This window comes from Streptomyces sp. NPDC033180 (assembly GCF_055577645.1).
Genome location: NZ_JBVIPU010000009.1, coordinates 220,670 through 233,554, shown reverse-complemented (window position 1 = coordinate 233,554; position 12,885 = coordinate 220,670). Strand labels below are relative to the sequence as shown.

12 protein-coding genes are annotated in these 12,885 nt (G+C 71.5%); 9 read left to right on the top strand and 3 right to left on the bottom strand.

Annotated features, from left to right (window positions below; all coding sequences use genetic code 11):
• The first annotated feature begins 11 nt into the window (after window positions 1-11).
• The 5 genes from ACZ5WE_RS24565 to ACZ5WE_RS24545 are packed head-to-tail and all read left to right on the top strand — an operon-like array spanning window position 12 to window position 4,300.
• Window positions 12-1,352, top strand: coding sequence for an L-fuconate dehydratase (locus tag ACZ5WE_RS24565; protein WP_467692220.1), 1,341 nt, complete (start codon window positions 12-14; stop codon window positions 1,350-1,352).
• Entirely contained in the window at window positions 1,349-2,113 is a 765-nt protein-coding gene (locus ACZ5WE_RS24560; RefSeq protein ID WP_467692218.1) for an SDR family NAD(P)-dependent oxidoreductase, read from the top strand. Before ACZ5WE_RS24565 ends, ACZ5WE_RS24560 begins: the two co-directional genes overlap by 4 nt.
• Before the next feature lie 5 nt (window positions 2,114-2,118).
• Complete coding sequence (locus ACZ5WE_RS24555; protein ID WP_467692216.1) at window positions 2,119-3,144, top strand: aldo/keto reductase; 1,026 nt, start codon at window positions 2,119-2,121, stop codon at window positions 3,142-3,144.
• Window positions 3,141-3,455, top strand: a complete 315-nt coding sequence (locus ACZ5WE_RS24550; RefSeq protein WP_467692214.1) for an L-rhamnose mutarotase — start codon at window positions 3,141-3,143, stop codon at window positions 3,453-3,455. The genes ACZ5WE_RS24555 and ACZ5WE_RS24550 overlap by 4 nt, the downstream gene beginning before the upstream one ends.
• On the top strand, window positions 3,440-4,300 hold the full coding sequence (locus tag ACZ5WE_RS24545; RefSeq protein ID WP_467692212.1) for an amidohydrolase family protein: 861 nt from the start codon (window positions 3,440-3,442) through the stop codon (window positions 4,298-4,300). The genes ACZ5WE_RS24550 and ACZ5WE_RS24545 overlap by 16 nt, the downstream gene beginning before the upstream one ends.
• A gap of 1 nt (window position 4,301) precedes the next feature.
• Here ACZ5WE_RS24545 and ACZ5WE_RS24540 read toward each other — a convergent pair whose 3' ends face one another.
• Window positions 4,302-5,720, bottom strand: a complete 1,419-nt coding sequence (locus tag ACZ5WE_RS24540; RefSeq protein WP_467692210.1) for a lipase maturation factor family protein — start codon at window positions 5,718-5,720, stop codon at window positions 4,302-4,304.
• A 141-nt stretch (window positions 5,721-5,861) separates the two neighbouring features.
• Here ACZ5WE_RS24540 and ACZ5WE_RS24535 point away from each other — a divergent pair, with 141 nt between their 5' ends.
• From ACZ5WE_RS24535 to ACZ5WE_RS24525, 3 genes are read left to right on the top strand one after another with little or no spacing between them, the layout of a single operon-like run.
• Window positions 5,862-7,010 (top strand): DUF6777 domain-containing protein, encoded by a 1,149-nt coding sequence (locus ACZ5WE_RS24535; RefSeq protein WP_467692208.1) that lies wholly within the window; start codon window positions 5,862-5,864, stop codon window positions 7,008-7,010.
• 42 nt (window positions 7,011-7,052) lie between these two features.
• On the top strand, window positions 7,053-9,125 hold the full coding sequence (locus ACZ5WE_RS24530; protein WP_467692206.1) for a SpoIIE family protein phosphatase: 2,073 nt from the start codon (window positions 7,053-7,055) through the stop codon (window positions 9,123-9,125).
• Window positions 9,126-9,135: 10 nt separating this feature from the next.
• Complete coding sequence (locus ACZ5WE_RS24525; RefSeq protein WP_467692204.1) at window positions 9,136-9,996, top strand: Fpg/Nei family DNA glycosylase; 861 nt, start codon at window positions 9,136-9,138, stop codon at window positions 9,994-9,996.
• A gap of 66 nt (window positions 9,997-10,062) precedes the next feature.
• Here the strand turns inward: ACZ5WE_RS24525 and ACZ5WE_RS24520 are convergent, their stop codons facing one another.
• Complete coding sequence (locus tag ACZ5WE_RS24520; protein ID WP_467692202.1) at window positions 10,063-10,716, bottom strand: zf-HC2 domain-containing protein; 654 nt, start codon at window positions 10,714-10,716, stop codon at window positions 10,063-10,065.
• A gap of 165 nt (window positions 10,717-10,881) precedes the next feature.
• Window positions 10,882-11,397 (bottom strand): hypothetical protein, encoded by a 516-nt coding sequence (locus ACZ5WE_RS24515; RefSeq protein WP_467692200.1) that lies wholly within the window; start codon window positions 11,395-11,397, stop codon window positions 10,882-10,884.
• Window positions 11,398-11,684: 287 nt separating this feature from the next.
• On the opposite strand from ACZ5WE_RS24515, the gene ACZ5WE_RS24510 reads away from it, so the two are divergent.
• Window positions 11,685-12,878 (top strand): CapA family protein, encoded by a 1,194-nt coding sequence (locus ACZ5WE_RS24510; RefSeq protein ID WP_467692198.1) that lies wholly within the window; start codon window positions 11,685-11,687, stop codon window positions 12,876-12,878.
• The last annotated feature ends 7 nt before the right edge of the window (window positions 12,879-12,885 follow it).

The window sequence follows — 12,885 nt, the reverse complement described above, 5'->3', positions numbered from 1 at the left end:
AAAGGCCTCCTGTGTCCCCGACTTCCGCCCGCATCACCGCGGTTGACACCTATGACGTACGGTTCCCGACCTCGCGGGAGCTGGACGGATCCGACGCGATGAACCCGGACCCCGACTACTCCGCCGCGTATGTGGTCCTGCGCACCGACGCGGACGACCCTCTGGAGGGGCACGGCTTCACCTTCACCATCGGGCGCGGCAACGACGTGCAGGTCGCCGCGATCGAGTCGCTGCGCCACCACGTGCTCGGCCGGTCCGTCGAGGAACTCTGCGCCGATCCGGGGACGTTGAACCGAGACCTGATCGGGGACAGTCAGTTGCGCTGGCTCGGGCCCGAGAAGGGCGTGATGCACATGGCCATCGGCGCCGTCGTCAACGCGCTGTGGGATCTGGCGGCCAAGCGCGCGCGCAAGCCGCTGTGGCGGTTCCTCGCGGACGCCGAGCCGCAGTGGCTGGTATCCCAGATCGACTTCCGCTACATCGCCGACGCCCTCACTCCCCAAGACGCGCTGCACATACTCCAGTTGGGCAGACACGGAGCCGTCGAACGCGAAGCCCTGCTGCGCAGGCGCGGCTACCCCGGCTACACCACGTCACCGGGCTGGCTCGGCTACAGCGATGAGAAGCTGACCCGTCTCGCCCGCCAGGCCGTGGCGGACGGCTTCACCCAGATCAAGCTGAAGGTCGGCGCGGACCTGGCGGACGACGTACGCCGCTGCCGTACCGCCCGCGAGGCGATCGGGCCCGGCATCCGGCTGGCGATCGACGCCAACCAGCGCTGGAACGTCGGCGAGGCCGTCGAATGGACGCGCGCCCTGGCGGAGTTCGACCCGTACTGGGTGGAGGAGCCCACAAGCCCCGACGACGTCCTGGGCCACGCGGCGATCCGCAAGGCGGTCACCCCGGTCAAGGTCGCCACCGGCGAGCACGTGCAGAACCGCATCGTCTTCAAGCAGCTCCTCCAGGCGGGCGCCATCGACGTACTCCAGATCGACGCCGCCCGCGTCGGCGGCGTCAACGAGAACCTCGCGATCCTGCTGCTCGCCGCCAAGTTCGGCGTCCCCGTCTGCCCGCACGCCGGCGGCGTCGGCCTGTGCGAACTCGTCCAGCACCTGTCGATGTTCGACTACGTGGCAGTGTCCGGCACCACCGAGAACCGCGTCATCGAGTACGTCGACCATCTCCACGACCACTTCATCGACCCGGTCGTGCTGCGCGAGGGCCACTACATGGCTCCCACTGCGCCGGGGTTCTCGGCCTCCATGCGGGCCGAGTCACTCGCCGAATTCACCTATCCGGACGGCGCCTTCTGGGCCGCCGACCTCGCTCAGGGCAAAGGAGCAGCCGCGTGACCACATCCCAGGACTTCGAGGGCCTGAAGGCCCTGGTCACCGGGGGAGCCTCCGGCATCGGGCGGGCCACCGCCGAGCTGCTCGCCGCGCGCGGCGCCCAGGTCGCCGTTCTCGACCTGGAGCCCGGCTCCGTGGAGAAGCCCCTCACCGGCCACCGCGCCGACGTCTCGGACGACGCATCGGTCCGCGAAGCCGTCGCCGCCGCCGTGGCCGGCCTCGGCGGACTCGACGTACTGATCAACAATGCGGGGATCGGCGCGCAGGGCACCGTCGAGGACAACGACGACGACCAATGGCGCAAGGTGCTCGACGTGAACGTCCTCGGGATCGTGCGCACCACCCGCGCCGCCCTGCCGCACCTGCGGGTCTCCCTCCACGCGGCGATCGTCAACACCTGCTCGATCGCCGCCACCGCGGGCCTCCCGCAGCGCGCCCTGTACTCGGCGTCGAAGGGAGCGGTGCTCTCCCTGACGCTCGCCATGGCCGCGGACCACGTACGCGAAGGGATACGCGTCAACTGCGTCAATCCCGGCACCGTGGACACCCCGTGGGTCGGCCGCCTCCTGGACGCCGCGCCCGATCCGGCGGCCGAGCGCGCCGCACTCGAAGCCCGGCAGCCGACCGGCCGTCTGGTGAGCGCGGACGAAGTCGCCGGCTCCATCGCCTACTTGGCGAGCCCGCTCTCCGGCGCGACCACCGGCACCGCACTCGCCGTCGACGGCGGCATGCAGGGCCTGCGCCTGCGCCCGGCGGCCCAGTGAGCGGCATGGCCAGGCGCGTCATCGGACCCGGCGGTGTCGAGGTGACCGAGCTGTCCTTCGGCGCCGCCGGCCTCGGCAACCTCTACGCCCCGATCACCGACGAGGAGGCCGCCGGGGCGGTCGACGCCGCATGGGACGCGGGCATCCGCTACTTCGACACGGCGCCGCACTACGGTCTCGGTCTGTCCGAGCGCCGGCTGGGCGAGGCACTGCGGGCCCGGCCCCGCGAGACGTACACGCTCTCGACGAAGGCGGGCCGACTCCTCGAAGCGGTGGAGAGCTCCAAGGGCGACGACCTCGCCCACGGCTTCGCCGTGCCCGCCACGCACCGCCGTGTCTGGGACTTCAGCGCGGACGGCATCCGCCGCTCCCTGGAGGCGAGCCTGGCCCGCCTGGGCCTTGACGTCGTCGACGTCGTCTACCTCCACGACCCGGACGACCACGCGGAACAGGCCCTCCGCGAGGCGTATCCGGCGCTGGAGCGGCTGCGCTCCGAAGGAGTCGTCGGCGCGATCGGCGCGGGCATGAACCAGACGGCGATGCTCACCCGCTTCGTCCGCGACACCGATGTCGACGCCGTGCTGTGCGCGGGCCGCTACACGCTCCTGGACCAGAGCGCCCTGGCCGAGCTGCTCCCGGCCGCGCACGAGCACGGCAAAGCGGTGGTGATCGGCGGCGTCTTCAACTCGGGCCTGCTCGCCGACCCCGGGCCGGGCGCCACCTACGACTACACGACGGCGCCCCGCGCCCTCCTGGACCGCGCCCTCCACCTGAAGTCGATGGCCGAGCGGCACGGCACCACGCTGCGCGCCGCCGCCCTGGCCTTCCCCCTGGCCCACCCGGCGGTGACCACCGTCCTGGTCGGCGCACGCTCGCCGTACGAAGTCCGGGACGCGGCAGAGCAGTTCGCGGCCGTCGTCCCCGAGGACTTCTGGAAGGAAGCCCGCGCCGAAGGTCTGCTGCCCGCCCACGTGCCCGTACCCGCCCACGTGCCCGGACCCGTACCCGTCCCCGGAGAGGCCCCCGCGTGAGAATCGCCCTGCACACCAAGGTCCGCGCCGACCGCGTCGCCGCGTACGACGCCGCGCACCGCGAAGTGCCCGCCGAGCTGGTCGCCGCCATCCGCGCGGCGGGCGCCACCTCCTGGACGATCTGGCGCAGCGGCACCGACCTCTTCCACGTCCTGGAGTGCGAGGACTACGCCCGGATGCTCGGCGAACTGGACAAGCTGCCGGTCAACATCGCCTGGCAGGCGCGCATGGCCGAGCTGCTCGATGTCGTCCACGACTACTCGGTCGTGGGCGCGGAGGCGGGACTGCCCGTCGTATGGGAGCTGCCGTGACCCCGCACATCGTCGACGCCCACCACCACGTGTGGGACCTCTCCGCACGTGACCAGGAATGGATCACCGGCGAGGCACTCGCCCCGATCCGCCGGAACTTCTCCCTCGCCGACCTCCTGCCTCAGGCTCGCGCCGCGGGGGTCGCCGCGACCGTGCTCGTCCAGACGGTCACCGTCGCCGGGGAGACCCCCGAGTTCCTCGCCCTGGCGGCGGCCGGCGACCTGGTGGCGGGCGTCGTGGGGTGGACCGATCTCACCCGCCCGGATGCCGGTGACACGCTCGCGTCGATGCGTGAACTCCCGGGCGGGCAGCGCCTCGTGGGCATCCGGCACCAGGTGCAGGGCGAGGCCGACCCGCAGTGGCTGCTGCGGCCCGACGTGCGCCGGGGCCTGGCCGCGGTCGGCGCGGCCGGCCTCGCCTACGACCTCGTGGTGCTGCCCCACCAGCTCCCGGCCTGCGTCAAGGCGGCTCAGGAGCACCCCGAACTCACCTTCGTCCTGGACCACTTGGGCAAGCCGCCCATCGCCTCCGGCGCCCTCGAACCCTGGGGCGCCGCGGTCCGCTCGCTCGCCGCGCTCCCCAACACCGTCTGCAAACTCTCCGGCCTGGTGACCGAAGCCGACCCGAAGAACTGGACGGTGGATGATCTGCGCCCGTACGCGGACACCGTCCTGGACGCCTTCGGGCCTGAGCGGCTGATGTTCGGCTCGGACTGGCCCGTCTGCACCCTGGCCGCCACCTATGCCGAAGTCGTCGACGCCGCGCGTGAGCTGACCGACCCGCTGAGCGACAGTGAACGCGCCGCCCTCTTCGCCGGAACCGCGACCCGCGTCTACGGCCTCTGACTCACCGGGGCGAGGACACCCGCGTCGGCGGCAGGAACTCCCGCACGTACGTCCGCTCCCAGCAGGCGCCCGTCTCCCGCAGCTCACGCCGGGTCGTGAAGCGGTAGCGGTAGAGCCGGGCGCGGATGTACGCGGGAGGCGCCTCCGGCGGGAACGGGACGTGGCGCAGCAGTCGCAGCGTGTCCCGGTCGCCGTCCAGGAGCCGCTCCACCAGCGGGCCGAACCACGACCGCGCGTAGGCGGGGGAGAGCGCGGCGAACCACATCATCCAGTCCAGCCGCAGATGGTAGGGCGCGAACTGCCGCGGCCGGCGGCGCACATCTCCCGGCTTGCCCTTGAACCCGTACTCCCGCCACTCCGACTCCTGACGGGGTGTCGTGTCCGCCGTGCCCTCGATGACCACTTCCTGGCGGACGCGGCTGACGCTGCCGAACGCACCGTAGGCGTTGACGAGATGGAACGGGTCGAAGGAGTAGTTCATGATCTGCCCACGCGAGAACAGATTGCGCGCGGGCCGGTAACTCAGCCCCAGGACCAGGGCCGTCGCCGCGATCACGACCACCTCGTACCAGAGCGGGGGAGCGGGCGACGTCGACGGCGCTCCCGTACCGCCCAGGTCCACCACGGACACGGCGAGCACGATCGTCAGCCAGTTCAGCCAGGCGAAGTTGCCCGACAGGACGAGCCACAGCTGGGTGGCGATCATCAGGCAGGCCGCGGCCGTCGCGATCGGCTGTGGCGTGAACAGCAGGACGGGCACGACGAGTTGGGTGAAGTGGTTCGCCGCGACCTCCACCCGGTGGACCGGCTTCGGCAGATGGTGGAAGAACCAGCTCAGCGGTCCCGGCATCGGCTGTGTCTCGTGGTGGAAGTACAGGCAGGTGAGCTTGCGCCAGCAGGCGTCGCCGCGCATCTTGATCAGCCCGGCCCCGAACTCGACACGGAACAGGACCCAGCGCAGCAGGAAGAGGACGAGCACCGGCGGCGCCGTCTCGTCGTTGCCGAGGAAGACGGCGAGGAAGCCCACTTCCAGGAGCAGGGACTCCCAGCCGAAGCCGTACCAGGTCTGCCCCACGTTCACGATCGAGAGGTACAGGGCCCACGGCACCACCCACAGGAGCATGCCGCCCCACAGAGGCAGGAGACTGTCGGCGCCCGCGAGCAGCGCGAGCGCGCAGGCGCAGCCCGACCACGCGACGAGGGCGAAGAAGCGGTCCGAGTAGTGCAGCTGGAAGAGGCTCGGCGCCCGGCGCCACGGCACACGCTCGACGTAGCGTGGCACCGGCAGCATGCCGCGCTCCCCGATCAGCGCGCGGAACTGCAGCGCCGCGCCCAGGAACGCGACGAGATAGAGCGCGGCGAGAGCCCGCTGGAAGACGAGGCGGCCGAGCCAGTACTGATCCGCTGTGAACCATTCCACAAGGCCATCTTGCGCCCGAACCGGCCCGGCTCCCCTCCCGGCTCGCGCCCCGGACGCACCAGCCGCCTCCCGGCTTGCGCACCGGCTCCGACTGCCCCAGAGAATAGGGCGAAAGTCCCCGAAAACAGGCGGGAGAGCACGGTGCGTGTGCCCATCAGGCCCACCAGGGCCCATGCGACGGCCTTCGCGATATCCGCGGCCCTCGCCGTCGCGGGATGTTCCGGCAAAGGCGGCGAGAACACCGCCGACGCGGGCTCCGAGCTTTTCATGCAGCCGGCCGCCGCCCAGGGCCCCGATCCGTTCACCGACTCCACCGCGACATCCACGGCGAGTCCCTCGCCCGTCACCCGTTCGCCGCAGCCCTCACCGACCGGTACCTCATCGCCCACGGCCCAGGGCGTGCGCTCCCTCTCGGGCGGTACACCAGGGCTCTACGGCGGCACGCAGTCCCTCGCCAGCTGCGACGTCGACACCCAGGTCCGCTTCCTCACCGCCGACCAGGGCAAGGGCCGCGCCTTCGCCCAGGCGTCGGGCGTCTCCCAGGCCGGCATCCCGGGCTTCCTGCGCGGCCTGACGCCGGTCGTGCTGCGGGCCGACACCCGCGTCACCAACCACGGCTATCGCGACGGCGGCGCCACCAGCTTCCAGTCCGTGCTGCAGACCGGCACCGCGGTCCTCGTCGACAACCGGGGGCTGCCGCGCGTGCGGTGCGCCTGCGGGAACCCGCTGAAGCCGCCGGTCGCAGTCAAGGGCACCCCGAGCCACCAGGGCAAGCCGTGGTCCGGCTACCGCCCGGCGCAGGTCGTGGTGGTGACTCCGGCACCGAAGATCATCGTGAACATCACCATCGTGCACATCGTCGACAACACCTGGATCGAGCGGAGGATCGGTGACGAGCACGGCGGCCATGACCACACCGTGCCGCCTCCGACACCGTCCCCGAGCACGCCGTCCCCGAGCACGCCGTCCCCGAGCACGCCGTCCCCGAGCACGCCGTCCCCGAGCACGCCGTCCCCGAGCGACCCGGACGACAGCGACACCCCGAGTGACAGTGACAGTCCGAGTGACAGCGACTCGCCCAGCGACAGCGACACCCCGACCGACGGCGACTCGCCCAGCGACAGCGACACCCCGAGTGACAGTGACAGTCCGAGTGACAGCGACTCGCCCAGCGACCGTGACACCACCTCCACGGACTGCCCCACGCTCGCTCCCGCCACGGGCGTGGAGCCGCCCACCGGCACCCCGCCCGAGATCCCGCCGGGTTGCCCCACGCCCCCGAGCGGCTGAGCGTGCGCGCTCGGGCCCGACAGCGAAGAATCATGAAGTGTCATGACGCTCACGTCACTGCCGGACGACTGGCCAGCGGATCCCCGGTCGATCCTGGCGTTCAACCGCACAGGCTGCTTCGACTGGGACCTCGACAGCGGCCTGATGCACCTCGACGCCGCCGGCCACGACGTCTTCGACGTACGGCCCGACGAGTACGACGGTCACCCGACGACTCTCGGCGTCCGGGTCCCGCCGGTCGAGGCACACCGCCTCGACGCCTACGTCTCGCACGCGCTCAAGGACGGCAGCCGGACCTACGGCATCTACTTCCGCATCCGGCTGCGCGAAGGCGGACTCCGCTGGACCCATACCCAAGGCTTCATCCAACGTGACGACACGGGTAAGCCGCACCGCATCGTGGGCATCGTCCGCGACGCCACCCAGGAACTGGGCGACAGCACGGCCCGGCATCAGCGCGCCGACGAGGAGGAGGACCGGCGCCGCCGCACGAGCATCGTGCAGGGCACCACGGCGGCCCTCGCGCACGCGCGCACCGTCCGTGACGTCATCGACGTGCTCAAGGACACCCACGGCCTCGCACACCTGGGCGCGTCGAACCTGGTCATGGGCCTGGTCGAGGCCGGGCGGATCCGGCTGGTCGCGGAGGGGCCCGTGGGCAGCTTCGTGCCGGGCACCAAGTTCACGCGGATCGACGAGCGGTTTCCGATGAGCGACGCCGTGCGCACGCTCTCGCCGCGCTTCATCGAGACGGCGGCCGAGTTCGCGGCCTCGTACCCGGAGCTGTGGCCGCACATAGACGAGATGGGCATCACGGCGGCCGCGTATCTGCCGCTGATCGCGCAGGCCAAGCCGATCGGCGTGCTCGGCCTGCTCTACCAGGACAAGACCGGCTTCACCGGGGAGGAGCGCAACGTCCTGGTGGCGCTCGGCAGCGGCATCGCGCAGAGCCTCCAGCGCGCCATGTTCTACGAGCAGGAGAAGGACCTCGCCCAAGGGCTCCAGCAGGCGATGCTGCCGCGCACCATCCCCGGCGTGCCCGGCGCCGACGTCGCGGTCCGCTACCGTTCGGCGGCGCTCGGCCGGGACATCGGCGGCGACTGGTACGACGTGATCCCGCTGCCCGGCGGCCGGGTCGGGGCGGTCATCGGCGACGTACAGGGCCACGACACCCACGCGGCGGCCGTCATGGGCCAGCTGCGCATCGTGCTGCGCGCCTACGCCGCCGAGGGGCACACGCCCGCCACCGTCATGGCCCGCGCCTCGGGGTTCCTGCACGAGCTGGACACCGAACGCTTCGCCACCTGCCTCTACGCGGAGGCCGACCTGACGTCGGGCGTGGTCCAGCTGGTGCGGGCCGGGCACATCGACCCGCTCCTCCAGCAGACCGACGGAAGCTGTCGCAGGGTGCCGGTCGACGGGGGGCTGCCGCTGGGTCTCTCGGCCGAGTTCGGCCGCCTCGAATACCCGGTCACCACCTTCGAACTCGACGCGGGCCAGACCCTGTTGCTCTTCACCGACGGCCTCATCGAGGAGCCGGGCGCCGACCTCGACGACGGTCTGCGGGCCCTGGGCGAGCTCGCCTGCTCGGGGCCGCGCGACCTCCAGCAGCTCGCGGACCGGCTCTGCGAGATCGTGGACGAGCGGGGCGGCGAGGACGACGCAGCGCTGCTCCTGCTGCGCCGCCGCCCGGTCGACGCCCCCCGGTCCGGCGGCCGCCTGCAGCAGCATGTGGGCTCCGGGGACCCGGAGGCCTTGGTCGAGGCCCGGCACATGATCCGGGCCGCGGTGCGCGCCTGGGGCGCCCGGGACCGTGCCGACGACATCGAGCTGGTGGCGGACGAGGTGATCACCAACGCGCTGATGCACACCGACGGCGCGGCGATCGTGACCCTGCGGGTGATCACCGGCACCCCCGACCGGCGGCTGCGCGTCGAGGTCGAGGACTCGTCCAGTGCACTGCCGCGCCGCCGGGAGGCGGGGGAATCGGGGGTGTCGGGGCGGGGGTTGATGCTGGTGGACATGCTCGCGGACGGGTGGGGTGTCGAGTCGCGCGGCGGCGGCAAGTGCGTGTGGTGCGAGTTCATCGTGCCCTCGCGGGAGAGCCAGGGTTAGGAGCGAGTGGATGCCGGAACTCCCCGAGGTCGAGGCGCTGCGCGCCTTCCTCACCGACCACCTCGTCGGCCACGACATCGTCCGGGTGCTGCCCGTGGCGATCAGCGTCCTCAAGACGTACGACCCGCCGCTCGGCGCCCTCGAAGGACGCACCGTCACGGCTGTCGCGCGCCACGGCAAGTTCCTCGACCTCGACGCCGACGGCCTGCATCTGGTCACCCACCTCGCCCGCGCGGGCTGGCTGCACTGGAAGGACCGTCTCCCCGACGCCCCGCCCCACCCGGGCAAGGGCCCCCTCGCCCTGCGCGTCGCCCTGGAGACGGGGGAGGGCTTCGACCTGACGGAGGCGGGCACGCAAAAACGCCTCGCGGTGTACGTGACCGATGCCCCGGAAGAGATCCCGGGCATCGCCCGCCTCGGCCCCGACCCACTGGCCCCGGACTTCGACGAGGATCGTTTCGCCGGTCTCCTGGCGGACGAACGCCGGCAGATCAAGGGCGCGTTGCGGGACCAGACCCTGATCGCGGGCGTCGGGAACGCGTACAGCGACGAGATCCTGCACGCGGCCCGCATGTCCCCGTTCAAGCTCACGTCGAGCCTCACGGAGGAGGAAGTCCATGGGCTGTACGCGGCGCTGCGGGCCACGCTGAACGAGGCGGTGGAGCGCTCGCGCGGTGTGGCGGCGGGCCGTCTCAAGGCGGAGAAGAAGAGCGGCCTGCGCGTCCACGGCCGTACCGGCGAGCCGTGCCCCGTGTGCGGCGACACCATCCGCGAGGTCTCCTTCAGTGACTCCTCGCTGCAGTACTGCCCCACCTGCCAGACGGGCGGGAAGCCGCTCGCGGACCGGAGGATGTCGCGGCTGCTGAAATAGCCGTGCGCGTGAAGGGGTGTTCAGGGAGCGCGGAGAATTCCAGGGAGCAGGGGGGCGGCAGGCAGCTCAGGGCCGCCGTAAAGTCAGCAGGCGCCGACCGTCCGTCGTGCGCACCTCGTAGCGGGCGATGTCATCGCGGGGCAGCGCCGCGCCGCCCTGCGTCGACAGCTCGGCCGATGGCTCGCCCGCGGGCACCTTCCACGTCGTCACCGTCTGCTCGGAGCCGTCGGTACCGACAGCCACGAGCTCACAGACGTGGGCGCCTTCCGCGTCGCGGATACGGAGCCCGATGTCCGTGCCCCAGTCACGGCCCCGCGCGGTCAGGGTCGCCGAGACGCCGGTGCGGCCGTCGCGGGCGGAGATCTGTTCCGGCCCCGGCCCGTCGGCCCGCAGAACCGCCGTCGCGGGAGCCGCGAGCGCCAGTGCGACGCTTGCCGCGACCGCGCAGAGCCACCGCCTGCGCCCGGCTCTGCGCAGCCGTCCGGCCTCGGCGAGCAGCCGCTCGGCGAGGCCGGGGCGCGGCACGGCCAGCGGTTCGACGTGGGGCGGAGTGAGACGGTCGTAGGCAGCCAACTGCTGTGCTGTCGGGCCGAGTTCAGCCACCAGGGCCCGGCACTCGGGGCAGTCCATGAGGTGGTCGTCGAAGCGGAAGGTGTCCGCAGCGTCGAGGACACCGAGCGCGTAGGCGCCGGCGTCGCGATGCCGCTCCAGGGACCTCATGGCGTTCCTTGCGTGACGAGTCGGGCAGGGGGGCGAGTCGGGCAGGGGTGCTTCCTGCCCTCCCGTACGCAGCGGACCGCCGAATCACTCAAGACGCCGGACGCGAACACGCGCGCGGGCCGTCAGACGTCTCGGTCGCGGTGTCGATCCGCCCCTGCCGTGGCGTCAGAACAGATGGATCGCCAGGTGTCCGAGCGGCAGCCCAAGGCGCCAGGCCGCTGTCCACACCTTGGGCCCGTCGTCCTCGCCGCACGGCGACCCGCCGCCGGGCACCGCGTCCAGATCGGGCGCGAGCAGCTCCGTCTCCTCCAGCCACCGCCACGCCAGGTCGGCGAGGTCGAGGTCGGGCGTGGGCTCACCGGAGGCGACCGCGTCCGCGGCGAGCACGGCCATCCGCTCACCCACCCAGTCCTGCCACGGCTGGTCGTAGGCCGTCAGGGCCAGCCAGGTCTCCAGCTGGGAGACGACCCGGATGCCCGACAGCTCGCCCTTTGTGTCGGAAAGGAAAATAGTGAGGGCCAGAGCGTCACGCCCCGCGCGGTATTCGAAAGATGTCGGCGGCATCAAATCGCCGGTACGCAGTAATTCGTCCGCGATGTACTCGGCGTACAACCACGCCATCGGCACGGCCAGTTCGCCATCACTAGGGCCCTCCGTGTTTCCTCGGCTCTCGTGCAGCATCCCGTCTCGCCTTCCTCCGATCCGTGCCCGTCGCCGGCCTCTGGCCCCAATCCGGAACACGGATGAGGACAGCCGATTACCCGAAGGGGGCTCTGAGCAAGGCGCTTTACGGAGGCTTGACTCAGCCCCCGGTTTCGTCGCAGGTCGGAGCCGGTGTGTTCTTCGTGTCACATGGCCGGATGATTTAAGTCCTTTTCGGGGACTATGACGGCATTGCTGCTTGACTCGACAGTGTGTCCGAATGTGGATTCGTTTCGCCGATATCCCCCATTCTTGGAGCCTGGTCGATGACGCAGCGCACACCGCAGGGAAAGGCCGTGCTGGCCGCCGTAATGATCGGAGCCACTCTCGCCGCGACCGCCGCCTGTACGGCGAATACGGAGCCCGCACAGGAACGGAAACCGCAGCCGCCCCCCGCGCCGTCGGCGGCCGGTGGCGGCCAGGGCGCTCAGCGCGCCTTCACGCTCGTCGCCTCCGGGGACGTGCTGCCGCACTCCTCGATCATCGACAGGGCCAACGCCGACGCGGGCGGCGACGGGTACGACTTCGTGCCGATGCTCAAGGACGTCAAACCCGTAGTCTCCAAGGCCGACCTGGCGATCTGCCACATGGAGACGGTCTACGGCGAGAACGGCGACTACACCGGCTACCCCAGCTTCAAGTCCCCGCCCCACATCGCGCGTGCACTCAAGGCCACCGGCTACGACTCCTGCTCCACCGCCTCCAACCACACACTCGACGACGGCGCCGACGGAGTCCGCCGGACGCTCGGCGCGCTCGACAAGGCAGGCGTCAAGCACGCGGGTTCGGGCCGCACGGAGGCCGAGGGCAAGTCCCCCGCCTGGCTGCGCGCGGGCGGCGCGAAGGTGGCACAACTCGCGTACACGTACGGCACGAACGGTACTCCGACGCCCGAGGGCAAGCCCTGGACGGTCAACCTCATGGAGCGCGAGCGGATCATCGCGGACGCGCGCGCCGCGCGGAAGGCGGGCGCGGACGTGGTCGTCGTCTCGGTCCACTGGGGCACGGAGTGGCAGGACGCCCCGGACAGCCGCCAGCTGAGCCTCGGCAAGCAGCTGACGGCTTCCCGTACGCAGGGCCGCCCCGACATCGACCTCATCCTGGGCACCCACGCGCACGTCCCGCAGGCGTACGAGAAGGTCAACGGGACCTGGATCATCTACGGCATGGGCGACCAGATCGCCGGCGACATGATCAACCACGAGGGTGCGAACGACCCGCGGGGCAACCAGGGCACGATCGGCCGCTTCACGTTCGCCCCGCCCGCGGCGCCCGGCGGACGCTGGGAGGTCGACAAGGCCGAGTTCATCCCCCAGTGGTTCAACACGGGCACGGGACGCGTGACCAACCTGAACGCGGCACTGGACAGCGGCGAGGACGTCGCCGACATCCGCGACCGGATCCGCCGGGTCGTCCTGAGTCGGGGCGCGGCGAAGGACGGCCTGGTCATGGGCCAGTAGACGGGGC

Excerpts from the sequence above, each read along its gene's own strand:
- ACZ5WE_RS24555 (WP_467692216.1), top strand. The coding sequence starts at position 2,119 with ATGGCCAGGCGCGTCATCGGACCCGGCGGTGTCGAGGTGACCGAGCTG.
- ACZ5WE_RS24545 (WP_467692212.1), top strand. The coding sequence starts at position 3,440 with ATGGGAGCTGCCGTGACCCCGCACATCGTCGACGCCCACCACCACGTG.
- ACZ5WE_RS24530 (WP_467692206.1), top strand. The coding sequence starts at position 7,053 with ATGACGCTCACGTCACTGCCGGACGACTGGCCAGCGGATCCCCGGTCG.
- ACZ5WE_RS24525 (WP_467692204.1), top strand. The coding sequence starts at position 9,136 with ATGCCGGAACTCCCCGAGGTCGAGGCGCTGCGCGCCTTCCTCACCGAC.
- ACZ5WE_RS24520 (WP_467692202.1), bottom strand. The coding sequence starts at position 10,716 with ATGAGGTCCCTGGAGCGGCATCGCGACGCCGGCGCCTACGCGCTCGGT.
- ACZ5WE_RS24515 (WP_467692200.1), bottom strand. The coding sequence starts at position 11,397 with ATGCTGCACGAGAGCCGAGGAAACACGGAGGGCCCTAGTGATGGCGAA.
- ACZ5WE_RS24510 (WP_467692198.1), top strand. The coding sequence starts at position 11,685 with ATGACGCAGCGCACACCGCAGGGAAAGGCCGTGCTGGCCGCCGTAATG.